The organism is Magnetospirillum sp. UT-4 (assembly GCF_902729435.1).
Taxonomy (GTDB): Bacteria; Pseudomonadota; Alphaproteobacteria; order Rhodospirillales; family Magnetospirillaceae; genus Magnetospirillum.
In genome coordinates this window covers 84,167-104,277 of the sequence record NZ_LR746521.1, presented here as the reverse complement: position 1 = coordinate 104,277, position 20,111 = coordinate 84,167, and the positions used below count along the sequence as shown (strand labels likewise).

24 protein-coding genes, 1 tRNA gene and 1 other RNA gene are annotated in these 20,111 nt (G+C 71.5%); 13 read left to right on the top strand and 13 right to left on the bottom strand.

Annotated features, from left to right (window positions below; all coding sequences use genetic code 11):
• Nucleotides 1–3: 3 nt before the first annotated feature.
• Both MTBUT4_RS15685 and MTBUT4_RS15680 read right to left on the bottom strand, forming a co-directional pair.
• Nucleotides 4–852: a PfkB family carbohydrate kinase gene (locus tag MTBUT4_RS15685; protein ID WP_173980632.1), complete on the bottom strand. Its 849-nt coding sequence runs from the start codon at nt 850–852 to the stop codon at nt 4–6.
• Between the two features lie 71 nt (nt 853–923).
• Complete coding sequence (locus tag MTBUT4_RS15680) at nt 924–2,774, bottom strand: SLC13 family permease (RefSeq protein ID WP_254434892.1); 1,851 nt, start codon at nt 2,772–2,774, stop codon at nt 924–926.
• A 43-nt stretch (nt 2,775–2,817) separates the two neighbouring features.
• On the opposite strand from MTBUT4_RS15680, the gene MTBUT4_RS15675 reads away from it, so the two are divergent.
• Entirely contained in the window at nt 2,818–3,564 is a 747-nt protein-coding gene (locus MTBUT4_RS15675) for a YkgJ family cysteine cluster protein (protein WP_173980631.1), read from the top strand.
• Between the two features lie 10 nt (nt 3,565–3,574).
• Here the strand turns inward: MTBUT4_RS15675 and MTBUT4_RS15670 are convergent, their stop codons facing one another.
• The 5 genes from MTBUT4_RS15670 to MTBUT4_RS15650 form a co-directional block, all read right to left on the bottom strand.
• On the bottom strand, nt 3,575–4,390 hold the full coding sequence (locus MTBUT4_RS15670) for a TIGR00282 family metallophosphoesterase (RefSeq protein WP_173980630.1): 816 nt from the start codon (nt 4,388–4,390) through the stop codon (nt 3,575–3,577).
• Complete coding sequence (locus tag MTBUT4_RS15665; protein ID WP_173980629.1) at nt 4,387–4,992, bottom strand: 5-formyltetrahydrofolate cyclo-ligase; 606 nt, start codon at nt 4,990–4,992, stop codon at nt 4,387–4,389. Before MTBUT4_RS15665 ends, MTBUT4_RS15670 begins: the two co-directional genes overlap by 4 nt.
• Before the next feature lie 11 nt (nt 4,993–5,003).
• Nucleotides 5,004–5,160, bottom strand: a non-coding RNA gene (ssrS, locus tag MTBUT4_RS15660) — 6S RNA.
• A 125-nt stretch (nt 5,161–5,285) separates the two neighbouring features.
• The gene (locus tag MTBUT4_RS15655; protein WP_173980628.1) at nt 5,286–5,612 is read right to left on the bottom strand and encodes a cell division protein ZapA; all 327 of its coding nucleotides are present in this window, start codon (nt 5,610–5,612) and stop codon (nt 5,286–5,288) included.
• A gap of 4 nt (nt 5,613–5,616) precedes the next feature.
• Nucleotides 5,617–5,877 carry a DUF4164 domain-containing protein gene (locus MTBUT4_RS15650; RefSeq protein WP_254434887.1) on the bottom strand — a complete coding sequence of 87 codons (261 nt, stop codon included), beginning with the start codon at nt 5,875–5,877 and terminating at the stop codon, nt 5,617–5,619.
• A 105-nt stretch (nt 5,878–5,982) separates the two neighbouring features.
• On the opposite strand from MTBUT4_RS15650, the gene MTBUT4_RS15645 reads away from it, so the two are divergent.
• Together MTBUT4_RS15645 and MTBUT4_RS19325 are read left to right on the top strand one after the other, a co-directional pair.
• Nucleotides 5,983–6,462 (top strand): DUF3124 domain-containing protein, encoded by a 480-nt coding sequence (locus MTBUT4_RS15645; protein WP_173980627.1) that lies wholly within the window; start codon nt 5,983–5,985, stop codon nt 6,460–6,462.
• Nucleotides 6,459–6,815 (top strand): hypothetical protein, encoded by a 357-nt coding sequence (locus MTBUT4_RS19325; protein ID WP_217424188.1) that lies wholly within the window; start codon nt 6,459–6,461, stop codon nt 6,813–6,815. The genes MTBUT4_RS15645 and MTBUT4_RS19325 overlap by 4 nt, the downstream gene beginning before the upstream one ends.
• A gap of 10 nt (nt 6,816–6,825) precedes the next feature.
• Here MTBUT4_RS19325 and MTBUT4_RS15635 read toward each other — a convergent pair whose 3' ends face one another.
• Nucleotides 6,826–7,086 (bottom strand): hypothetical protein, encoded by a 261-nt coding sequence (locus MTBUT4_RS15635; protein WP_173980626.1) that lies wholly within the window; start codon nt 7,084–7,086, stop codon nt 6,826–6,828.
• Between the two features lie 219 nt (nt 7,087–7,305).
• On the opposite strand from MTBUT4_RS15635, the gene MTBUT4_RS15630 reads away from it, so the two are divergent.
• The 5 genes from MTBUT4_RS15630 to MTBUT4_RS15610 all read left to right on the top strand — a co-directional run bounded on the left by MTBUT4_RS15630 (nt 7,306) and on the right by MTBUT4_RS15610 (nt 10,169).
• Nucleotides 7,306–8,268, top strand: a complete 963-nt coding sequence (locus MTBUT4_RS15630; RefSeq protein ID WP_173980625.1) for a class I fructose-bisphosphate aldolase — start codon at nt 7,306–7,308, stop codon at nt 8,266–8,268.
• A complete protein-coding gene (thiE, locus tag MTBUT4_RS15625; protein ID WP_173980751.1) occupies nt 8,238–8,870 on the top strand; it encodes a thiamine phosphate synthase in 633 nt (210 codons plus the stop codon). The genes MTBUT4_RS15630 and thiE overlap by 31 nt, the downstream gene beginning before the upstream one ends.
• Nucleotides 8,870–9,451 (top strand): TIGR00730 family Rossman fold protein, encoded by a 582-nt coding sequence (locus tag MTBUT4_RS15620; protein WP_173980624.1) that lies wholly within the window; start codon nt 8,870–8,872, stop codon nt 9,449–9,451. Before thiE ends, MTBUT4_RS15620 begins: the two co-directional genes overlap by 1 nt.
• Nucleotides 9,452–9,494: 43 nt before the next feature.
• Nucleotides 9,495–9,569 (top strand) — tRNA-Val (locus tag MTBUT4_RS15615).
• Nucleotides 9,570–9,590: 21 nt separating this feature from the next.
• Complete coding sequence (locus MTBUT4_RS15610; RefSeq protein ID WP_173980623.1) at nt 9,591–10,169, top strand: TMEM165/GDT1 family protein; 579 nt, start codon at nt 9,591–9,593, stop codon at nt 10,167–10,169.
• 11 nt (nt 10,170–10,180) lie between these two features.
• Here the strand turns inward: MTBUT4_RS15610 and MTBUT4_RS15605 are convergent, their stop codons facing one another.
• Genes MTBUT4_RS15605 through MTBUT4_RS15595 form a run of 3 tightly spaced genes read right to left on the bottom strand, consistent with a single transcriptional unit; the run spans nt 10,181 to nt 11,673 of the window.
• Entirely contained in the window at nt 10,181–10,642 is a 462-nt protein-coding gene (locus MTBUT4_RS15605) for a diheme cytochrome c (RefSeq protein ID WP_173980622.1), read from the bottom strand.
• Nucleotide 10,643: 1 nt separating this feature from the next.
• Entirely contained in the window at nt 10,644–11,495 is an 852-nt protein-coding gene (locus MTBUT4_RS15600) for a DUF1924 domain-containing protein (RefSeq protein ID WP_173980621.1), read from the bottom strand.
• A gap of 10 nt (nt 11,496–11,505) precedes the next feature.
• The gene (locus MTBUT4_RS15595; RefSeq protein ID WP_173980620.1) at nt 11,506–11,673 is read right to left on the bottom strand and encodes a hypothetical protein; all 168 of its coding nucleotides are present in this window, start codon (nt 11,671–11,673) and stop codon (nt 11,506–11,508) included.
• A gap of 109 nt (nt 11,674–11,782) precedes the next feature.
• Here MTBUT4_RS15595 and MTBUT4_RS15590 point away from each other — a divergent pair, with 109 nt between their 5' ends.
• From MTBUT4_RS15590 to MTBUT4_RS15580, 3 genes are read left to right on the top strand one after another with little or no spacing between them, the layout of a single operon-like run.
• Entirely contained in the window at nt 11,783–12,085 is a 303-nt protein-coding gene (locus MTBUT4_RS15590) for a PepSY domain-containing protein (RefSeq protein WP_173980619.1), read from the top strand.
• Nucleotides 12,082–12,750 carry a response regulator transcription factor gene (locus MTBUT4_RS15585; RefSeq protein ID WP_173980618.1) on the top strand — a complete coding sequence of 223 codons (669 nt, stop codon included), beginning with the start codon at nt 12,082–12,084 and terminating at the stop codon, nt 12,748–12,750. Before MTBUT4_RS15590 ends, MTBUT4_RS15585 begins: the two co-directional genes overlap by 4 nt.
• Nucleotides 12,750–14,081, top strand: a complete 1,332-nt coding sequence (locus MTBUT4_RS15580; RefSeq protein WP_173980617.1) for a sensor histidine kinase — start codon at nt 12,750–12,752, stop codon at nt 14,079–14,081. Before MTBUT4_RS15585 ends, MTBUT4_RS15580 begins: the two co-directional genes overlap by 1 nt.
• Nucleotides 14,082–14,091: 10 nt before the next feature.
• On the opposite strand, the gene MTBUT4_RS15575 is transcribed toward MTBUT4_RS15580, so the two are convergent.
• On the bottom strand, nt 14,092–15,858 hold the full coding sequence (locus tag MTBUT4_RS15575) for a PAS domain S-box protein (protein ID WP_173980616.1): 1,767 nt from the start codon (nt 15,856–15,858) through the stop codon (nt 14,092–14,094).
• Between the two features lie 196 nt (nt 15,859–16,054).
• Here MTBUT4_RS15575 and MTBUT4_RS15570 point away from each other — a divergent pair, with 196 nt between their 5' ends.
• Both MTBUT4_RS15570 and MTBUT4_RS15565 read left to right on the top strand, forming a co-directional pair.
• Nucleotides 16,055–16,573, top strand: coding sequence for a molybdopterin-dependent oxidoreductase (locus tag MTBUT4_RS15570; RefSeq protein ID WP_173980615.1), 519 nt, complete (start codon nt 16,055–16,057; stop codon nt 16,571–16,573).
• A gap of 4 nt (nt 16,574–16,577) precedes the next feature.
• The gene (locus MTBUT4_RS15565) at nt 16,578–18,419 is read left to right on the top strand and encodes an ATP-binding protein (protein ID WP_173980614.1); all 1,842 of its coding nucleotides are present in this window, start codon (nt 16,578–16,580) and stop codon (nt 18,417–18,419) included.
• A 33-nt stretch (nt 18,420–18,452) separates the two neighbouring features.
• On the opposite strand, the gene MTBUT4_RS15560 is transcribed toward MTBUT4_RS15565, so the two are convergent.
• Complete coding sequence (locus tag MTBUT4_RS15560) at nt 18,453–19,982, bottom strand: hypothetical protein (protein ID WP_173980613.1); 1,530 nt, start codon at nt 19,980–19,982, stop codon at nt 18,453–18,455.
• Nucleotides 19,983–20,111 lie beyond the last annotated feature (129 nt).

The window sequence follows — 20,111 nt, the reverse complement described above, 5'->3', positions numbered from 1 at the left end:
CCGTCAGGCGAGCAATCCCCGGACGGTCTCGGGCCGAAGTGCCGAGCCATCCTGCGCCACCTTGGCGGCGCCCCAGCGCACCGCCACGGCCAGCGCCTCGGCCATGAGGCGCCCCTCTGCCAGCGCATGGCACAGGCCGGCGGCGAAGGCGTCGCCGGCCCCGGTGGAATCCACCGCCGCCACCGGCGGCGGCGCCACCGCCACCGCCGCGCCCTCGGTCGGAAACGCCATCGCCCCTTGCGGCCCTCGCGTCAGCACCATCCAGCGCAGCAGGTCTCCGGCCACCCGGCGCGCCGATCCCACCGGATCGGCCAGGAATTGGGGTGACAGGTCCGCGGCCGAGCCGAGGACGATCCGGGCAGGAAAGACGCCGTCCTCGACCGGCGGCACGTGGGCGACCACCGGGCAGCGGGCCGCCGCCTCGGCCAGCAGCGGCGCCAGCCCGATAGTGCGGGTGCGGACGTAGATCAGGTCAGCGGCGAGATGCAGCAGCCGGCCGGGCGGCTCCGGCTCGCGGGCGCGGCCGAGATTGACGATGGTGCGCTCGCCCTCGGGATCCACCAGCAGGATCGAGCGGGTGCTGGGACCGGGCACCTGCCGGATGGCGGAGGTGTCGATCCCGGCGTCGGCCAGCGCCGCCAGTTGCCAGGCACCGGCCTCGTCGTCGCCGATCGCGGTGACCAGGCTCACCCGGTGCCCGGCCGCCGCCAGCGCCACCGCGGTGTTGGCGCCACCGCCGCCCAGGCGGGTGCCGGCGGCCCGGCCCTGCAGGTGCGCCCCTTCGCGGCAGCGGCCCTCGAGCCGGACCACCTCGTCGGACGCCACGCTGCCCACCACCACGATCCGCGCCATCGCCCGTCTCCGCTGCCGCCACCGCGAGGGTACCCGAGGCCCGGTCCGGATGAAACGCTCCGTTCGGGGGGTCATATCCCCCACACGATCCTCACCCCCAGCGCGAACAGCCCCCAGCAGAGCAGGAACAGCGGCAGGCCGGCGCGGAAATAGTCGACGAAGCGGTAATGGCCCGCGCCCATCACCAGCAGGTTGGTCTGGTAGCTCACCGGCGTCAGGAACGAGCAGTTGGATGCCAGGATGACGGTGATGGCGAACAGCGCCGGATCGATCCCCAGGCGCTGGGCGACGCCCACGCCGATGGGCGTGAACAGCACCGCGCAGGCGTTGTTGGACAGCACGTTGGTGGCGATCGCCACCAGACCGAAGAACAGGGTCAGGGTCAGCCAGCCGCCGGCGCCCCCGAACGCGCCCAGCAGGGCCTCGGCCAGCCAGGCGGCGGCCCCGGTGGCGTCCAGGGACTCGCCCAGGGCCAGCGCGGCGCCCACCAGCAGCACCACCTTGATGTCGATGGCCCGCACCGCCTGGCGCGGCGTCAACGCCCCGGCGGCGACCAGGATCGCCGCCGCCGCCACCGCCGCGGCGGCGATGGGCAGCAGACCGAAGGCCGACAGCGCCACCATGGCGGCGAACACCAGCCCGGCGGTCTTGGCGTGGTGGGGCTGGCGCAGGCTCACCGCGCTGCCCGAAATGACCACCAGATCGCGTTCGCGGGCCACCTCGTCCAGGTCCACCCACGCGCCGAACAGCAGCAGCACGTCACCCGCCTGCAGCGGCAGCTCGGTCATCGGCCGCCGCAGCATGCGGGCCCGCCGCTCGATGCCGACCACCACGAGGTTGTGGTGATGGGGCAGCCGCAACTGGTCCACCGAAAGGCCGGCGTAGCGCGAAGTAGGCGGCACCATGGCCTCGACCAGCACCTTGTCGGCGGCGCCGTTGCCGCGCTCGCGCGGGCGCGCCGGCGGCGCCCCGTCCACATCGGCGGTTTCCGGCTGGGTCAGCAGGCCGGGATAGCGCGCCGCCGCGTCGGCCAGCGCCCGGCGCGTCCCCGCCAGCACCAGCAGATCGCCGGCGGCCAGCACCGCCTCGTCATAGGGCGGGAACAGCGGCTGGCCGCCCCGCACGATCAGGTGCACGGTGACCTCGGGCAGGGCGGGAAAGCTGCCAGCTACCGCCACCGCCCCATCCAGCGCCGAGCCGGCGGCGACCCAGCATTGCGAAACGAACTGCTTGCCCTGGGCCAGCAGATGGGCGGGATGGGCGCCCCGCCGCGGCAGGGTGTGGGGCAGCACCAGGGCGACGTACAGCACCCCCGGCACGGCGATCAGCAGCGCGATCGCGGTCTGGTCGAAGAAGCCCAGCCCCGGCAGGCCCATGCCGATCAGGGCGGAATTGACCAGCAGGTTGGTGGACGAGCCGATCAGCGTGGTGCTGCCGCCCAGGATGGCGGCGAAGGACAGCGGCATCATCACCCGGCTGGGCGCCTGCCCGGCACGCAGGGCCAGCGCCTGGAACACCGGCAGGAACATCACCACCACGGGCGTGTCGTTGAGGAAGGCGCTGATCCCGCCCACCAGCGCCAGCGCCGCCGCCAGCGTCGCCCAGAACGGCAGCTGCAGGCGGGAGACGGCATCGGCGACACGGTCGAGCGCGCCGGTGCGCGACATCGCCTCGCCCACCACCAGCAGCGCCATCACCGTCAGCAGCGCCGGATTGCCGAAGCCGGCCAGCAGGGTCTCGGGCGACAACAGGTTGGCGCCGTCCGGCCCGGGCACCGGCATCAGGTGGAACAGCACCGCCATCACCGCCAGCAGCCCCAGCGAGACGATCTCGACCGGCACCCATTCGCCCACGAACAGCACCAGCGCCGCCAGCAGCAGGCCCAGCGTCAGCCACATCTGGGGGGTGGCGGCAACACTCATCTCCACGGGGCGCGCCTCCGTCACTCGTGCTAGAGTGATGGTCATGGCCCAGCCCGATTTCACTGCCGACGCCGCCCTCTCCTCCCTCCGCGCCGCGGCACGGGCGGTTCCGCCGCCACCGCTGGAGCAGGCGGCCTTCGACGCCGCCCGCCAGGCGGTGGAGGGCGTCCGCGACGGCGACGGCGCCCTCGCGGCGGTCGCCATCGCCCGATCCCGTGCCGAAAAGCTGTGGAAGTCCATCCGCGCCACCCCCGCCTATGCCCTGGGCGGACCGCCGGCGGCCTGCCGCAAGGGCTGCGGCTGGTGCTGCCACCAGCGGGTCGGCGCCGCCCTGATCGAGGTGCTGGCGTTGGCCCGCGATCTCGCCGGCCGGCCCGAGGCCGCCCTGATCGCCGACTGGCGCCCGGGCCGCCCCTGCGCGTTCCTGAAGGACGGCGCCTGCGCCATCTACGACGTCCGGCCGCTGAAGTGCCGCAGCCTGTGGCATGTGGACGTGCGCCACTGCATGGCCCGCTACGCCGCCATGCCGGTGGCGGCGGCGGCGGGCGTCTCGGCCGATGCCAGGCCCGAGCCGCGGATGATCTTCGAAGGGGCGCTGAAGGGGCTGGTGCTGCCGCTGATCAAGGCCGGGCACGATTGCCCCGGGGTCGAGCTGATGCCGGCGCTGCAGGCGGTCGCCGGCCAGCCCGACGCCGCCGCCCGCTGGTGGTCGGGCCAGCCGGTGGTGCCGCCGGAGCTGCGCCTGGACTGGTTTCCGGTCCCGCCCGCGCCGCAGCGACGGCGGCGTTAGGCCGGCCCCCCTATTCCGGCCACGCCTCGGCCAGATGCGGTCCCTGGCGGAGGGCGGCGGCCCGCACGGCGCGGCCGGTGCGGTCGTCGGTCTCGACGAACACCCCGCACACCGTTCCCGGGCCGTCGGCCGGCGACAGCCGCTCGCCCGGCAGCTTGCGCACGAACTTGTAGACGGCCGGGTCCTTCTTCATCCCGATCACCGAATCGTAGTCGCCGCACATGCCGGCATCGGTCTGATAGGCGGTGCCGCCGGGCAGGATGCGGGCATCGGCGGTGGGAACGTGGGAATGGCTGCCCACCACCAGGCTGGCGCGGCCGTCGCAATGGCAGGCGATGGCCATCTTCTCGCTGGTCGCCTCGGCGTGGATGTCGATGATGATCGCCTCGGCCCCGCCCGGCCCCAGCTTCAAGCGGGCCAGTTCGCGCTCGATGGCGGCGAAGGGGTCGTCCAGCGGGTCCATGAACAGCCGCCCCATCACCTGCGCCACCATCACCTTCCGGCCGCGCGGTGCGCCGTAGAGGCCGACGCCCTTGCCCGGCGTGCCGTTGGGATAGTTGAGGGGCCGCAGCAGGCGCGGATCGCCGTCGATGTAGGGCATGATCTCGCGCTGGTCCCAGGCGTGGTTGCCGAGCGTCAGCACATCGACGCCGGCGGCGTAGAACTCCTCGCAGATCTTCGGGGTGATGCCGAAGCCGTGGGCGGCGTTCTCGCCGTTGACCACCACGAAATCCAGCTCCAGCCGGCGGCGGATGTCGGGCAGGCGCTGGATCACCGCATCCCGGCCGGAGCGGCCGACCACATCGCCAAGATACAACAGCCTCATCGTGCCTCCGGCGTCACCACGCCCAATTCGGTAAGGACCGCGTCCAGACGCTGGTCGCGGCCGTCGCGCGGCACATGGGCCACCCGCTGGGCGGCGAAGGCGACGCCGATGGCCCTGACCTGGGCATTGCGCCGCAGAAGGTCCAGGGTGCGGTCATAATAGCCCCCGCCGTAGCCGAGGCGCCAGCCGTCACGGTCGAAGGCCAGCAGGGGCACCAACACCACGGCGGGCACCACCGCTTGGGCCGCCGCCGGCGGGTGCGCGGTGCCGTGCGGTCCGGGCTCCAGCGCCTGTCCCGGTTCCCAGGCCCGGAAGTCCAGCGGCCGGCCGCGCGCCGTCACCACCGGCAGCGCCACCCGGCAGCCGGCCCCCAGCAGGCGCTCCATCAGCGGAATCGGGTCGATCTCGTCGCCCATCGGCCAGTAGCCGGCCACCGCCCGGCCGTGCCCGACCTCCAGCGCCCCGGCCTGGGCCGCCAGCTTGAGCCCGGCGGCGGGGCCGGCCTCGACGAAGGCGCGGCGGCGGACCTCGACCGCGCGGGCACGGGCGAGGGATTTGGCGGCGGCGATGTCGGTGGGGCGGATCTCGGGGGGCTGGGTCATGGAATTGCGGGAGCGGTGCCGCCTCGGCCGTTGGCGTTGCAAGTCCTCCGTGGCCTGCTTAGCAGGTGGGCGCCGTGTGTCGGGACCAGGGTCCCGCCAGGGACAGCTCCCTAGAGGTTAAGTATCGCCCCAGGGACATTGAGTGCCTGACGGGCCGTGCAGCGATCCGCTCCCAGTCCCAACTATACCAAATCCCGGCGAGCTTGCCTCGTCGAGAATTGGGTAGGCCCAAAGGGCCGCGCGGCTGATGCCGCGGGAGGCAGGCGCGCGCCAGCCGCCCGAGGGCGGAGCGACTAAGACCTTTCCAGGCGTTCCGCAATGGCCTCGATGCGCCCGGCCAGGTTCTCGACGCCCTCGGCCAGGCGCTGGTCGCCCTCGGCGGCGGCGGCGACGTCGTCACCGGCGCGCTTCAGCTGCTCGCGCATTTCGGACAATTCGTCGGCGAACATCAGCCCGACCATCACCAGCAGCCGGGCGTCGGGAACGTTGCCCAGCTGCTTCAGCAGGGTCTGGGCGCGGCTGTCGACCTCGCCCCCCAGTTCCTGCACCCGGGCGGTCTGGGAATCGTCGCAGGCGATCTCGTAGAGGCGGCCGTTGACGGTGATGGTGACGACGGCCACGGCGCTACTCCTCGAGAATGGTGCGCAGGCGGTCGATGGTGGCGTCCAGCCGCTGCGCCACCACCCGCGTGGTGTCCTGCAGCGCCGCCTGCTGGTCGCGGGCGTCGCGCAGTTCGCCGGCCAGCAGCAGGTCGCCGGCACCGACCCGGGCCGCCGCCGCCTCCAGCCGGTCGATGGCCGATCCCAGCCGGTCCAGCGCCGCCTCGGTACGGCCCCAGGTGCCGGACACCGGCCCGGCGCGGTCGTCGAAAAGCTGGCCGGTCACCATGATCCCCCGGATTTCCAATCGTGGAGCGAGGGTAGGACCGAAGACTTGCCGAGTCAACGAGGGCCGACTAGCCTGAAACGGCCGTCCATCCGGAGAGCTCCCATGCGCGCCCTCGTCCTTGCCGCCGCCCTGTTCCTGGCCACCCTTCCCGCCATGGCCGACCCGCTCGAGTCCAGCCGGGGCCAGACCGTCTACGTGCCGGTCTATTCCCACATCTGGCACGGCAACCTGGATTCCAAGGGCCAGCCGCAGATGCTGCTGCTGTCGTCCATGCTGTCCGTCCGCAACACCGATCCCGATGACGGGCTGATTGTGCGCTCGGTGCGCTATTACGACACCGCCGGCAAGCTGCTGCGCGAATACATGACGCAGCCGGCGCGGCTGGGCGCCATGGCCTCCACCGACGTGTTCGTCGAGCACAAGGACGATGCCGGCGGCGCCGGCGCCAACTTCCTGGTGGTGTGGAGCGCCGAGCGGCCCATCAATCCGCCGATCATCGAAACCGTGAACGCCTATTTCTTCGGTCCCCATTCGCTGGCCTTCACCAGCCCCGGCAAGGTCATCGCCGAAGAGCGCAAGTGACCCGGACCCGCATCCACGGGCTCGAGGACGCCCGCCGCGCGCTGGCCGCCGCCGCCGGCGCCCCGGTGATCCTGGACAGCCCGCCGGGCGCGGCCGGCCTGCACGGCATCGGCTGGTGGCAGGCGCTGCTGCGCCGCCTGGACGAGGAGTTCCCCGGGGCGCCGTTCGAGGCGGTGCTGGATTGCGGCGCCGCGCCCGGCCTGGCGCTGGCGGCGCTGGCGGCGGGGATCGGGGCGGTGCGGGTGGCGACCGGGCCGGAGGCGCTGGCCCGGCTGCGGGCGGTGGCGGCGGAAACCGGGGCCCGGGTGGAGGACGCCTCCGCCCCCGGACCGACGGCCCGGGGGGGATCGTGAGGCCGGAAGGCTACTGCTTGACCGCCGGGGTCTCGGCCTTCTTCTCCTCGACCTTCTTCTCGACCTTCTTCTCCACCTGCTTCTTGGCGGGGCCGGTCGTCTCGACCGCCTTGACCGCCTGCTCGGTCTTGGCCTCGACCGCCTTCTCGGCCACCGCGGCCGGCTGGGCCGGCTGGGCCGGAACGGCCGGGGCGGCGGTCTGGGCCAGCGCCGCGACGGGCAGCAGCGAGGTGGCGACCAGGATGGCGGCAAGGGTACGGGTGACACGCATGGAAGTGATTCCTTTTGCTTTGGTCCGCGAACGGGTGTCCCCGTTCGATGGAGGGCATCATCCCAATGCGCGGTGGCGGCATTAGGGTGCGATTGTGATTCTTTCGGGGCAACGGGGACCGCCCTTTGTTCCCCCCCGAAACCGGCCGGCGCCGTTGCATGGGCGGCGGCGCGGCGCCATCTGCCGCCCAGACTCCGCCACAATCCGCGAGCGCCGCCGATGTCCGACGACACCATCCGCGCCATCCTGTCCGGCTACCAGGCCGACACCCCCGGCACCAAGGCCAACCTTTACCGCATGCTCGCCCAGGGCCGCCTGGGCGGAACCGGCAGGCTGGCGATCCTGCCGGTCGACCAGGGCTTCGAGCACGGCCCGGCGCGCAGCTTCGCCGTCAACCCGCCGGCCTATGATCCCCTCTACCATTTCCGCCTGGCGCTGGAGGCCGGCTGCAGCGCCTTCGCGGCGCCCCTGGGGCTGCTGGAGGCCGGCGCCGACCGCTACGCCGGGGCGCTGCCGCTGATCCTCAAGGTCAACAGCGCCAATGCCCTGTCTGGCGATCTCGAAGCGCCGACCCAGGCCCTGACGGCCGGCGTGGACGACGCCCTGCGGCTGGGCTGCGCCGCCATCGGCATGACCATCTATCCCGGCTCGGACCGCGCCTACGACATGCTGGAGGATCTGCGCGAACTGGCCGCCGAGGCGCGGGCCAAGGGCATCGCGGTGGTGGTGTGGTCCTATCCCCGCGGCGGCGGGCTGTCGGCGGCCGGCGAGACGGCGCTGGACGTGGTCGCCTACGGCGCCCACATGGCCTGCCTGATGGGGGCGAACATCGTCAAGGTCAAGCTGCCCTCGGCCCATATGGAGCAGCCCGAGGCGGCCAAGGCCTATGCCGCCGCCGGCATCGACACCTCCTCCCTCGCCAAACGGGTTGCGCATGTCGTCCAGTCGTGTTTCAACGGCAGCAGAATCGTCGTCTTCTCGGGCGGCGCCGCCAAGTCCGACCTGGCGGCGCTGTACGACGAGATCGAGGCCATCCGCGACGGCGGCGGCTTCGGCTCGATCATCGGGCGCAACAGCTTCCAGCGCCCGTGGCCCGAGGCGGTAATGATGCTGACCACCGTCATGGACATCCTGGCCGGAAGGGCAAGACCATCGCCACCCAACGCTGCCGCCTCTACCTGATCACCCCGCCGGCCCTGCCCGACCCCCGCGCCTGGCTGCCCACCTGGGAAGCCGCCCTGGACGGCGGCGACGTCGCCTGCGTGCAGATCCGCCTCAAGGGGCTGGACGACGATGCCCTGGCCCGCGCGGTGGACGTGCTGCGGCCGCCGGCCCAGCGCCGCGGCATCGCGGTGCTGCTCAACGACCACCCCGCTTTGGCCTTCGAGACCGGCTGCGACGGCGTCCATATCGGCCAGGAGGACGGCAGCTACGGCGACGCCCGCAAGGCGGTGGGCGACGGCATCGTCGGCGTCACCTGCCACGATTCGCGCCATCTGGCCATGAGCGCGGGCGAGGCCGGCGCCGACTACGTCGCCTTCGGCGCCTTCTTCCCCACCGCCACCAAGCAGCCCAAGGCCCACGCCGAGCCGGAGATCCTGGCTTGGTGGAGCGAGCTGTTCACCATCCCCTGCGTCGCCATCGGCGGCATCACCGTCGACAATTGCCGCCCGCTGGTCGCGGCCGGCGCCGACTTCCTGGCGGTATCGGCCGGGGTGTGGGAGCATCCCGAAGGCCCGGCCGCCGCGGTGGCCGCCTTCGATCGCATCATGGAGGGTGGATGATGCAGTGGGTCTGCGTGTTCTGCGGTTCCAGCATGGGCAACCGCCCCGATTACGCCGAGGCGGCCGCCGCCCTGGGCCGGCTGCTGGCCGAGCGCGAGCTGGGTCTGATCTACGGCGGCGGCAATGTCGGGCTGATGGGGGTGATGGCCAACGCCGCCCTGGAGGCCGGCGGCGAGGTGGTCGGCGTCATCCCCGAGGCGCTGATGAAGTTCGAGGTCGGGCACCTCGACCTCACCCGCCTGCACGTGGTCGGCTCCATGCACGAGCGCAAGGCGCTGATGGCCGACCTGGCCGACGCCTTCATCGCCCTGCCCGGCGGCATCGGCACCATGGAGGAGCTGTTCGAGGTGTGGACCTGGGGGCAATTGGGACTGCATCCCAAGCCGCTGGGCTTCCTCGACGTGGCCGGCTATTACGGCCAGCTGCACACCTTCCTCGACCACATGGCGGCCGAAGGCTTCCTGCGCGAACGCCACCGCGCCATGGTGGCGGTGGAGTCCGACCCCGCCACCCTGCTCGCCCGCTTCCAGGCCTACGCCCCGCCCGAGGTGGTCCGCGTCATCGCGCGCGACACGGCTTGACAGCCCCCGAGAGCCGCCTTATAAAGCCGCCTCTTCGAGAGATGGGCGATTAGCTCAGCGGTAGAGCACACCCTTCACACGGGTGGGGTCGTAGGTTCAATCCCTACATCGCCCACCATCTCTTCGGACCCCCCGCTCCATGGATTCACTGCTCGTCTCGACCGCTGTGGTCGCCGTCGCCGAGATCGGCGACAAGACCCAGCTGCTGGCGCTGTGCCTGGCCGCCCGCTTCCGCAGGCCGGTGCCGGTCATCCTCGGCATCCTGGTGGCGACGGTGGCCAATCATGCCCTGGCGGCCTGGGTGGGCGTGCTGATCGCGCAATGGCTGGGCGGCGAGCTGTTGCGCTGGATCCTGGGCCTGTCGTTCCTGGCCATGGCCGGATGGATGCTTGTCCCCGACAAGGCCGACGAGGATGCCGCCTGCGGCTCGCGCTTCGGGCCGTTCCTGGCGACGCTGGTGGCCTTCTTCCTGGTCGAGATCGGCGACAAGACCCAGGTGGCGACCATCGCCCTGTCGGCCCGCTTCAACGACCTGGTCCTGGTCACCGCCGGCACGACCCTGGGCATGATGCTGGCCAACGTGCCGGCGGTGCTGCTGGGCGAGGTGGCGGCGACCAGAGTGCCGCTGAAGCTGGTGCACGGCGCGGCCGCCCTGATCTTCGCCGTCATGGGCGTCCTCGCCCTGGCCAATGTCGGCGACGCCTTCGCCGTCTTCTGACCGGATGCCGCTCAATCATCCTCGTACCAGCCCTGCTCGGCGCCGCGGTGGCAGGCCGGGCAGTTGGAGCGGGTCACCACCTTGGGGTCCTGCCACACCCGGTCGGGAAAGCGGTGCTCGCGTTCGAACGCCGGGTTGGCGGTGATGCGCTGCGGCGCTCCGGCCGGATCGATTCCGCGCATGTACTTGCGGGCCAGCCCCCGGTTCTGGGCATCGCCGGCATTGGCGGTCAGGGTGGCGCGGATGGCGGCGGCCTTGTCGGCGGGAAGACTGGCATCCTCGCCGAAATGATCGGCCAAGGTGTCCATCATCCGCTGCCACGACCGCGCCGGCAGGAAGGCCGGCTGGAAGGCCATGTGGCATTCCCCGCATTCCTTGAGCACCAGGGCATCTTTGACCGGGGGCACCCGGTCGTCGGCGGCGGCGGCGACGGGAGCGGCCAGCAGCGCCAGGGCGAGAAGCACGCCGCGCATGTCAGCGCCCCGCCATGAAGGTGATGTAGTCGCCCTTTTCGAGGGCGGTGCAGTCGCGTCCCAGCACGTTCTTGCAGTCGCGGCCGAACTGCTTTTCCACCTCGCCCGGATCGGTGAAGCGCTTGGGATTGGCCGACACCGCCACCGGGTCGATGGCGCGCCCGGTCTTGGCGTTGCGGCCGGGATTGCGGGGATCGTCGGTATGGCAGGCGGTGCAGGAGGGGGTGCGCTCGTCGCCCTTGGCCCAGCGGGTACGGAACAGCGTCTCGCCGCGGCCGGCATCGAAGCCGGCGAAGGCGGCGTCGACCTTGCGCGCCCCGGCGGCGTAGTCGGCCAGGATGGCGTCGCGCCGGGCATCGGCGGCGAAGCCCGGCGAGGGCAGCAGGGCAAGCAGGGCGGCGGCGGCCACCGCACGGGCCAGCAGGCGCTTGCCGCCGTAAAGGAAGACGACGAAGGCGACGTGGCCAAAAATCACCCACAGCGACAGCTCCGACACCGCCTCGTGCGGGTCTTCCATCCAGGTGGCGCCGTCGGCGAGGGCACCGGTCACCGCGGCAAGGCCGATGGCGGCAAGCAGCGCGGCGGCGAACCAGGCCAGCAGGGGATGACGCCCCCGGCGCCCGGCCCGCAGGGCGAGCAGGCTGCTCAGGCTGGGCCGCGTCAGGGCCAGCGGGCCGCTCCGTACCGCCAGCCCGGCCAGCAGGCGGGCGGCCACCGCCGCCAGGACCGCGTAGCCGGCGAACAGGTGCATGGCATAGGTGTCGTCGTCGGCGGTCGCGTAGGCGACCAGGAAGGCCCCGGCCATCCAGGCATGCCACAGCTTGAGCAGGCCAGATTGCAGTCTGGGCGACATGGCGGTCTCCTTAATCGTCATCGTGGTCGTCATCGTGGTCGTGGTCGCGGTCGAGACCGACGGCCGAGGCCAGGGCAAGCGGCGCCGAAGGGGTATCCGCGGCCTGGGCATAGAGTGCGGCGGCCGATCCCACCAATGCCGCCGCGAACAGGCCTTGAACGATCATCTTTCCGAGCATAGCGTCCCTCCTTGGGTGCCGATGCCGGATACCCTAACGCCGCCAACCTGAACGTGGGCTGAGCGGCCCGTTCATCTCCGGTTCAGTTTCGGACGCCTACGGTCAGGACATGAAGATCGCCGCAATCCTCCTCGCCGTTCTCGTGCTCGCCTCGCCCGCCCGGGCGGACGGCGACCACGACCGCGCCCGCCGCGCCCTCGAGGAGGGGCGCATCCTGCCGCTGGCTGACATCCTGGCCCGCGCCGGGCAGACCCATCCCGGCCGCCTGATCGAGGCCGAGCTGGAGGACGAGCACGGCGCCCTGGTCTATGAACTCAAGCTGCTCGGCGCCAACGGCCAGGTGGTGAAGCTCTATTACGACGCCGCCACCGGCGAGCTGCTGAAATCCTCCAGCCGGGGCAGACACCGATGAGGGTGCTGATCGTCGAGGATGAACCGGCCCTCGCCTTCCAACTGCAGCGGCTGCTCGAATCGGGCGGCTTCGCCGTCGACGTCGCCTATGACGGCGAGGACGGCTGGCACCTGGGCGACACCGAGCCCTACGACGCCGTCGTCCTCGACCTCGGCCTGCCGAAGCTGGACGGGGTCAGCGTTCTCGGGCGCTGGCGCGAGGCCGGGCATACCATGCCGGTGCTGATCCTGACCGCGCGCAGCCGGTGGTCGGACAAGATGGCCGGTTTCAACGCCGGCGCCGACGACTACCTGACCAAGCCCTTCGAGATGGAGGAGGTGCTCTACCGCCTGCGGGCGCTGATCCGGCGGGCCTCGGGCCATGCCCAGCCCGAGCTGGCCTGCGGCCCGTTGCGCCTGGACACCAATTCCGGCCGGGTCGGCCTGGACGGGGTGCCGGTCCAGCTGACGGCCCAGGAATTCCGCATCCTGGCCTATCTGATGCACCATCCCGGCAAGGTGGTGAGCCGCACCGAACTGATGGAGCACGTCTACGACCGCCTGTTCGACCCCGATTCCAACTCCCTCGAGGTGCTGATCGGCCGGTTGCGGCGCAAGATCGGTCCCGAACGCATCGAGACCATCCGCGGCCAGGGCTACCGCCTGGCCGGTCCGGAGGCAGGGTGATGGCCCGGACCGGCCCGCGATCGCCGTCGCTGTCGTTCCGGCTGGTGGCCGGTGCCATGGTCTGGCTGGCGGTGATGCTGGCGGTCGGCGGCTTCGGCCTGGCCTTCGCCTTCCGCCAGACGGTGGAGCGCGAGTTCAGCCAGCGCCTCGACGCCATGCTGCTCGGCCTGATGGCGGTGATCGAGGCATCGCCGGAAGGGACAATAGGGCTGGTCCGCCCGCACGGCGATCCCCGCTTCGGCCAGGTCTATTCCGGCTGGTACTGGCAGGTCGTCCCGCCCGGCCAGGAGCCCTTGCGCTCGCGGTCGCTGTGGGATGCCGTCATCCCCGGCAGCGACAGCGGCAACGGCCTGCATATCCGCCAGGCGCCCGGCCCGGCCGGCGAAGCCTTGCTGGTGGCCGAGCGCGACTTCGAGCTGCCCGGCATCGACGGCCGCATCCATGCCCTGGTCGCCGGCGACCTGGGCGAGGTGAACGACGGCGTGCGCCACTTCAACCTGCTGCTGGCGTCGTCGCTGGGGCTGCTGGGCCTGGGACTGGCGATGGCGGTGCTGATCCAGGTGCGCTTCGGCCTCAAGCCGCTGCGCCGCATGGCGCAGGATCTGGGATCGGTGCGCGATGGCGCCCGCGCGCGGCTGGACGGGCGCTACCCGCGCGAGGTGATGCCGTTGGCCGAGGCCATGAATGCCGTTCTCGAATCCGACGCCGTCCTCATCGAACGGGCGCGCACCCATGTCGGCAACCTGGCGCACGGTCTGAAGACGCCGCTGGCGATCCTGGCGGCCGAGGCCGAGGGAGCGGCCGACCGCAAGGTGCTGAAGGCCCAGGTGCGCACCATGCGCCGCCTCATCGACCACCACCTGGGCCGCGCCGCAGCGGTGGCCGGGGCGGGGCGCGTGCTGGGAATGGCGGTTCCCCTGCGCGCGGTGGTCGCAGGCCTGGCCGCCGCCCTCGGCCGCATCTTCGCCGAGCGCGACCTGGCCTTCGACATCGACATTCCCGAGGACCTGGCCTTTCGCGGCCAGCGCGAGGACCTTGAGGAGATCCTCGGGAACCTGATGGAGAATGCCGCCAAATGGGCGGCCCGGCGGGTGCGCGTGAGCGGACGGGCGGGCGATGGCGGCCTGCTGCTGACCGTCGAGGACGACGGCCCCGGCCTGTCCCCGGAGCAGGCCGAGGAAGCGTCGCGGCGCGGCCGCCGCCTGGACGAGATGGCGCCGGGCTGGGGCCTGGGCCTGGCCATCGTCGCCGATCTGGTCGATCTCAACGGCGGCAGCCTCGCCTTTTCCCGCTCCGAGCTGGGCGGTCTCGCGGTCCGGGTCGGCCTTTGACGCGCGGGCTCTATGCCGTCCAGCTGTTGTCGGGCCGCCAGGCGGCGCGCCAGGCGAGGAAATCGTTGGCCGGCATGGGCGGGGCGATGCGGTAGCCCTGGCCCAGCTGGCAGCCCAGCCGCAGCAGGATCTCGCCGTGCTCGGCCTTCTCGATGCCTTCGGCCAGGACCTCGCGGCCGAAGCCGTTGGCCAGCACGATGACGCCCTGGACGATGGTCAGATCCTCGGCGTCGTCGGTCAGGTTCCACACGAACGAGCGGTCGATCTTGAGGGTGTCGATGGGCAGGTGGCGCAGATAGGTCAGCGACGAATAGCCGGTGCCGAAATCGTCCAGCGCCGACGACACCCCCATGGCACGGCAGGCCTGCAGGACGTCGCGGGCGCGCTCGACGTCCTCGAGGGCCGCCGTCTCGACCACCTCGGTCAGCAGCATGTCGCCGGCATGGTGGCCCTGGGCGTCGTTGATCGGCTTGAAGCCGTCGAGGTCGATATAGGCCACCGCCAGCATGCGGCCGCTGCGGCGCGCCTTGGCCAGGGACTGGCGCATGCGGTCGCCCAGCAGCGAGCGGTTGGGCAGGCCGGTCAGGGCGTCGTGGTACGCCATGTGGTGCAGCGCCTCCTCATGGCGCTTCATGTCGGCGATGTCGGTGTAGATGGCGACGTAGTTGGAGATGCGGCCATCGGCATTGCGGACCGCCGAGATGCTGAGCCAGAACGGCCCCACCGAGCCGTCGCGCCGCATGTTCCAGATCTCGCCCGCCCAGTGTCCCTCGCCGGTCAGGCTGTGCCACATCTGGCGGTAATAGGCGGGGTCGTGGCGCCCCGATTTCATGAAGCCGACCGAGGCGCCGACGGCCTCGTCGGCCTCGAAGCCGGTGATGGCCGTGAAGGCGGGATTGACGCTGAGCACCACGCCGTCGCCATCGGTGATCATCAGCCCTTCGCGGGCATGCTCGAAGATGGCGCCGTTCAGCCGCGACGCCGCCTCCGCCGCCTTGGCCAGGGTAAGGTCGCGCACGCTGACGACCACATAGGCCTCGTCGTCGAACCACAGCGGGGCCAGGTTGACCTCGGCCGGGAATTCCCGGCCGTCGCGGCGCAGCCCCCTCACCTCGGAGGGGATGCGCAGGCCGGATGCGGCGGGGCCGGCGGTGAAGCGGGCGACCCGCTCGTGATGGTGCCGGCGCGCATCCTGGGGAACCAGGGCATCCAGGTCACGCCCGACCAGGCCGTCGGCGGCATATCCGAACACCTGGCAGGCATGCTGGTTGGCGCGCACCACGCGGCCGCCGCGGTCGATCACCAGCATCGCCTCCGGTGCGATTTCCAGGATCAGGTCGGCCAGCGCCTCGCGCTGGCGCGCGGTCTCCTCGGCGGTCCGGCGGGCAAGGTCGAGGCGGCTGCGTTCCATGGAATAGAGCAGCGTCCGGCGGATGGTCTGGCCGTCGCTCTTGACCTTGACCAGATAGTCCTCGCAGCCCGACTGCAGCGCCATCAGGCTGGTCCGCTCGTCGTCGGTGTTGGTCAGGATGACGATCGGCGCGGCGTTGCACAGCCCGCGCACCGCCTCGATGAGTTCGGGGCCGGCGGCGTCGTCGAGATTGAGGTCGAGCAGGATGGCATCGACGGAAATGACGGCCAGCATCTCCCGGCACGCCGCCAGGCTGTGAACCCAATGGCACGTCAGCTCGGGAAACTTCGACAGGCGGCCAAGGATGATGGTGCCGTCGATGTCGCTGTCTTCGACCAGCAGAATGATCTTCTGGCTTTCCGTCATCGGTGCTCCTGTCCGCCCTCGCGGCCATAGATAGCATACCTTCGATTTAATCCGAAAGATGACGTTGGCCCGGAATCCGCATGGCCGGTCCGCGCCCATGCAGGGCGCCGCTTGGCTGGCCTGCGGCGACAATGCTTCTCTGGGCGCGCGCGATGGAGTACGCTGGCCTCCTATCCGAACGGCGTAGGAGTCGGCGGTGACGTTTCGTCTTGTGGTTGTTGCATTCCTGATGCTGCTTGCGCCCCCCGCACCGGCCCAGAATGCGGCGGTGCCGGTGCCGGTCGAGCTTCCCCGCCTGCAGGCGGGCGAGCCGGTCCTCAAGGTCGGCGCCACTGGCGCCCGGACCGTATTCAGTCCGGCCGATCTCGAAGCGCTGCCGCTCCACCGCGTCACCACCTCGACGTTCTGGCCGGCCGACGACGGCACCTACGAGGGCCCGCTGCTGGCCGACGTGCTGAAGCGGGCGGGCCTGGGCGACGCCGCCGCGGTGAAGGCGACCGCCCGCGACGGCTTCTCGCAGGTCATCCCCGGCCGCGACTGGACCAGATGGCCGATCCTGGTGGCCACCCGCCGCGATGGCAAGCCCATGGCGGTCCGCGACAAGGGGCCGTTGCGCATCATCTATCCGCGCGACATGGACAAGGAACTGCACGACACGATCTACCGCCTGCGCTGGGTGTGGCTGCTGGAAAGCCTCGAGCCGGCGAGTCCCTGACCGGATGCACGCAGGGTCCAAGCTCAGCCGATTCCATCTGGTCGCCGTCCTGGTGGCGGCGGTGACGCTGTTCGGCAGCCTGCACGTGCTGTCCACCGTCGCCCGGGTCGAAGAGGCGCTTCCCGTTCAGTCGCTGCACCGCGAGCGCGACTTCTCGGCGCTGCTGTACGACGTCGCCGACCTGGAGTGGGCGCTGCGCCTGGCGGTCGCCGACCCGCGGCCGGAAAGCGTGGAGCGCCTGGGCTTCCATCTCGACCTGGCGGCTTTGCGCCAGCGCGACAACCGTAGCCTCTACGGCCTGCCGGTGGGCGCCCTGCTCGAACGCGAACTGGCCGCCCTCGACACCCTCCTGGGCGGGGAAATCACGCCCGACGCGCTGCGGCAGCGGTTGGAGGCGATTGCCGCCGTCCGGGCCGACATCAAACAGCTGACCGACGCCAATTTCCAGGATTCCATGGAGCAGGCCTCGGTTCAGCGCGCCTACCTCTCCGGTCACCGCCAAGGCATGCTGATCATGCTGGCCCTGTTCGGCATCTTCGGGATGGCGTTGGCCATCATGCTGCTGCGCCAGAGCCGGAACATCAATTTGCTGCGCGCCCGCGACGCCGACCTGCGCAAGGCGGCGGCGGCGGTGGAGGCCGACAACCGCCTGCGCAAGGCCATCGATGCGCTGCAGGCCGGGTTCATTTCCAGCGCCGACCCGCAGGAACGCTACGGCATGGTCCTGCGTCAGGCCGTCGAGCTGACCGGGTCCGACTCCGGCTTCGTCGCCAGGGTTTCGGCGACGGAAGGCCGGCACGGTCTGTGCGCCGCGGCGCGGCGCACCGGCGGCGGCATCCAGGCGATCGAGACCGCCGCCCTCGCCGACCACCACCTGCCGGCCTTGGCCACGGCGGTGGCCGCCGTGCTGGCCGCCAGCGGGCCGGTGATCGACAACGCCCCCGGCGGCGGCGCCGGGTCGGCCCTGGCGGTGCCCATCGTCGGCGACGGCCGCACCCTGGCGGTGTTGGCCCTGCTCGACCGGCCCGGCGGCTATGGCGCGGCGGTGGCCGAATACCTCGGCCCGCTGGTGGGCGCCTGCGGCAACGTGCTCGAGGCGGAAATGGCGCGCATGGCCGAACGCCAGCTGCTCGACCGCCTCGCCCTGCAATCCGAGGAACTCGCGCGCTCCAACACCGATCTCGAGCAGTTCGCCTACGTGGTGTCCCACGATCTGCGCCAGCCGCTGCGGATGGTGCGCGCCTATACCCAGCTGCTGGAACGCAAGCTGGCCGCCGCCCTGGACGACGAGACCCGCGAGATGATGGGCTTCGTCACCGAGGGCGCCGCCCGCATGGACGGCATGCTGGTCTCGCTCTTGGAATATTCCCGGGTCGGGCGGATGGGCGAGCCGATGGCGCCGCTTCCCAGCCGCGAGGTGGTGGACGAGGCGCTGCTGTTCCTGGGGCCGGCCATCGCCGAGGCCGGCGCCCGCGTCACCCTGGCCGGCGAATGGCCGGAGGTGACGGCAAGCCGCGACGAACTGACCCGCCTGTTCCAGAACCTGATCGGCAACGCGGTGAAGTTCCGCACCGGCGAACGCCCGCCCGAGATCGCGCTGGAGTGCCGCGCCGATGCCGATTGCTGGGTGTTCGCGGTCTCGGACAACGGCATCGGCATCCCGGCGGACCAGCTCGACCGCCTGTTCAAGGTGTTCCAGCGCCTCCACACCCCGGGCAGCTTCGAAGGCACCGGCATCGGCCTAGCCATCTGCCGGCGCATCGTCGAACGCCATGGCGGCCGCATCTGGGTCGAATCGGGCGCAGAAGGCCAGGGCTCGCGCTTCTGCTTCACCCTGCCGCGGTAGCCGCCCCGTCCTCCGGCTTGGCCGGGGAAGCGGTCACTGCCGCGTCACCATGGGATGGGCGACGTCGCCCATCACGCCGGCGCCGTTGACCAGCGAGAAGCCGGCATCGACCAGCCGTTCGATCATGGCGCGGCGGCGCACGCTCCAGACGTAGCACGGCACCCGGGCCCGCCGGGCGGCGTCGCGGAAACGTTCCAGGCGGGCGAACAACTCGTCGTCGCCGACCCGGTCCTCCTCGGGCAGTTCGGCCAGATCGACGCCCACCGCACGCGCCCCGCGCATGGCGCCGATCATCTCGGGCACCGACAGCGGCAGGCGCACCATGACGTCGCAGCCCAGCCCCTCCAGCGGATTGCACAGGCTGTGCAGGATGCCCGGCGAGATGTCGGGGTTGAGGCCGAACACCTCGATCTTGAGGAAACGCCGGCGTGCCGTCGCCGGACATTCCTCGAACGGGATACGGATGCAGTCGCGCCAGCGCGGCGCCAGCGAGGTCCAGTGCACCGGCACGGTCAGGCCGATGCGGCGGCTGCCGACGAAGATGCCGGTCAGCTCGCGCGCCGCCTGGGTGGCGACGAAGCGGTCGAGGGTCAGCGCCTCGACCGGCGACGCGTCGGCATAGGCGTTGACCCCCTCCAGCGCCTCGCCGCCCTCCTCGTCCAGGCGGATGACGCGGGCGTGGAAGGCACCGATGCTGCTGCTGCTGGTCACCCAGGTCGGAGTCCACACCAGGGTCAGGCTGGTCTCGGGCGCCAGATGGGCGCCGCCGACCTCGGCCGCCAGCGCCCGCTGGGTCAGCTCGGCGTCGATCCACTCGGCCTCGGCCGGCATGGTCTCGGCGGCCGGGCGGGGGCGCGGCTCGGCGTGCATCACCGTCCACACCGGCTCGTCGCCCCCGTGGCGGGGGCCGCCGGAAATCGAGTAGGGCGCGGCGGCCGGGGCGGCCTCGGGCTCGCCCAGCAGCTTGGCCAGAGTCACCCGGTGGATGTCCTGGGCGGCGGCGGGTTCGGTCGGCGGCGGCGCCGCGGCGGGGGCGGCGGCGGCCACCGCGGTGCGGATGGCGCGCCGGTTGCCCAGCACCTCGCTCAGCGCCACGTTGGCCACCACCACCTGCGGCCGCCGGCCGGCCAGGACGGAATTGCCGAACAGATGCGAGGCGATGTCGCGGGTGATGGTGGTGACCCGGGTGCGCGCCACCTTGCGGTCGGCCCGCGGCAGCACCACGCACGCGGTCTCGGCGTCCAGGCGGGTGTAGAAATCGGTTTCGGGATCGATGTGGCGGCGGATGATCTGGTCGACGGCGACCTCGACCAGGCCGCCCAGGCGGTTCCACTTCTCGGCGCCGGCCGCCTTGCGGAAATCCGAGAGCGAGAAGATGTGCAGCCGCTCCTTCGCCTCGCGCCGGCCCAGGCCGGCCACCACTTCCATGAACTGCAACGGATCGAGATAGCCGGCGCGGCGCAGGCGCCTGCGGTCGGCCCGTTCCGCCCGGCGCGACCGCAGCGGCACCGGAACGATGTCGTCGTCGTCGTTCCGGAACATGTCGGCCACGGGCGCCAGCATCCGCGCGACGCCCTGCCGTGCCCTGTGCCACAATCCACCGAGCGCCATGGCCCCACCAACCATACTTTGGTTCTAAAAACCTAATACCAAATCGCCAGCCGCGCAATAAACATGGAGTGCACATGGCGC

Coding starts and splice junctions, on each gene's coding strand:
- MTBUT4_RS15665 (WP_173980629.1), bottom strand. CDS start 4,992: ATGACCCAGCCCCCCGAGATCCGCCCCACCGACATCGCCGCCGCCAAA.
- MTBUT4_RS15680 (WP_254434892.1), bottom strand. CDS start 2,774: ATGAGTGTTGCCGCCACCCCCCAGATGTGGCTGACGCTGGGCCTGCTG.
- MTBUT4_RS15560 (WP_173980613.1), bottom strand. CDS start 19,982: ATGCTGGCGCCCGTGGCCGACATGTTCCGGAACGACGACGACGACATC.
- MTBUT4_RS15575 (WP_173980616.1), bottom strand. CDS start 15,858: ATGACGGAAAGCCAGAAGATCATTCTGCTGGTCGAAGACAGCGACATC.
- MTBUT4_RS15595 (WP_173980620.1), bottom strand. CDS start 11,673: ATGCTCGGAAAGATGATCGTTCAAGGCCTGTTCGCGGCGGCATTGGTG.
- MTBUT4_RS15645 (WP_173980627.1), top strand. CDS start 5,983: ATGCGCGCCCTCGTCCTTGCCGCCGCCCTGTTCCTGGCCACCCTTCCC.
- MTBUT4_RS15670 (WP_173980630.1), bottom strand. CDS start 4,390: ATGAGGCTGTTGTATCTTGGCGATGTGGTCGGCCGCTCCGGCCGGGAT.
- MTBUT4_RS15620 (WP_173980624.1), top strand. CDS start 8,870: ATGCAGTGGGTCTGCGTGTTCTGCGGTTCCAGCATGGGCAACCGCCCC.
- MTBUT4_RS15585 (WP_173980618.1), top strand. CDS start 12,082: ATGAGGGTGCTGATCGTCGAGGATGAACCGGCCCTCGCCTTCCAACTG.
- MTBUT4_RS15675 (WP_173980631.1), top strand. CDS start 2,818: ATGGCCCAGCCCGATTTCACTGCCGACGCCGCCCTCTCCTCCCTCCGC.
- MTBUT4_RS15565 (WP_173980614.1), top strand. CDS start 16,578: ATGCACGCAGGGTCCAAGCTCAGCCGATTCCATCTGGTCGCCGTCCTG.
- MTBUT4_RS15635 (WP_173980626.1), bottom strand. CDS start 7,086: ATGCGTGTCACCCGTACCCTTGCCGCCATCCTGGTCGCCACCTCGCTG.
- MTBUT4_RS15630 (WP_173980625.1), top strand. CDS start 7,306: ATGTCCGACGACACCATCCGCGCCATCCTGTCCGGCTACCAGGCCGAC.
- MTBUT4_RS15580 (WP_173980617.1), top strand. CDS start 12,750: ATGGCCCGGACCGGCCCGCGATCGCCGTCGCTGTCGTTCCGGCTGGTG.
- MTBUT4_RS15610 (WP_173980623.1), top strand. CDS start 9,591: ATGGATTCACTGCTCGTCTCGACCGCTGTGGTCGCCGTCGCCGAGATC.
- MTBUT4_RS15685 (WP_173980632.1), bottom strand. CDS start 852: ATGGCGCGGATCGTGGTGGTGGGCAGCGTGGCGTCCGACGAGGTGGTC.
- MTBUT4_RS15605 (WP_173980622.1), bottom strand. CDS start 10,642: ATGCGCGGCGTGCTTCTCGCCCTGGCGCTGCTGGCCGCTCCCGTCGCC.
- MTBUT4_RS15590 (WP_173980619.1), top strand. CDS start 11,783: ATGAAGATCGCCGCAATCCTCCTCGCCGTTCTCGTGCTCGCCTCGCCC.
- MTBUT4_RS15600 (WP_173980621.1), bottom strand. CDS start 11,495: ATGTCGCCCAGACTGCAATCTGGCCTGCTCAAGCTGTGGCATGCCTGG.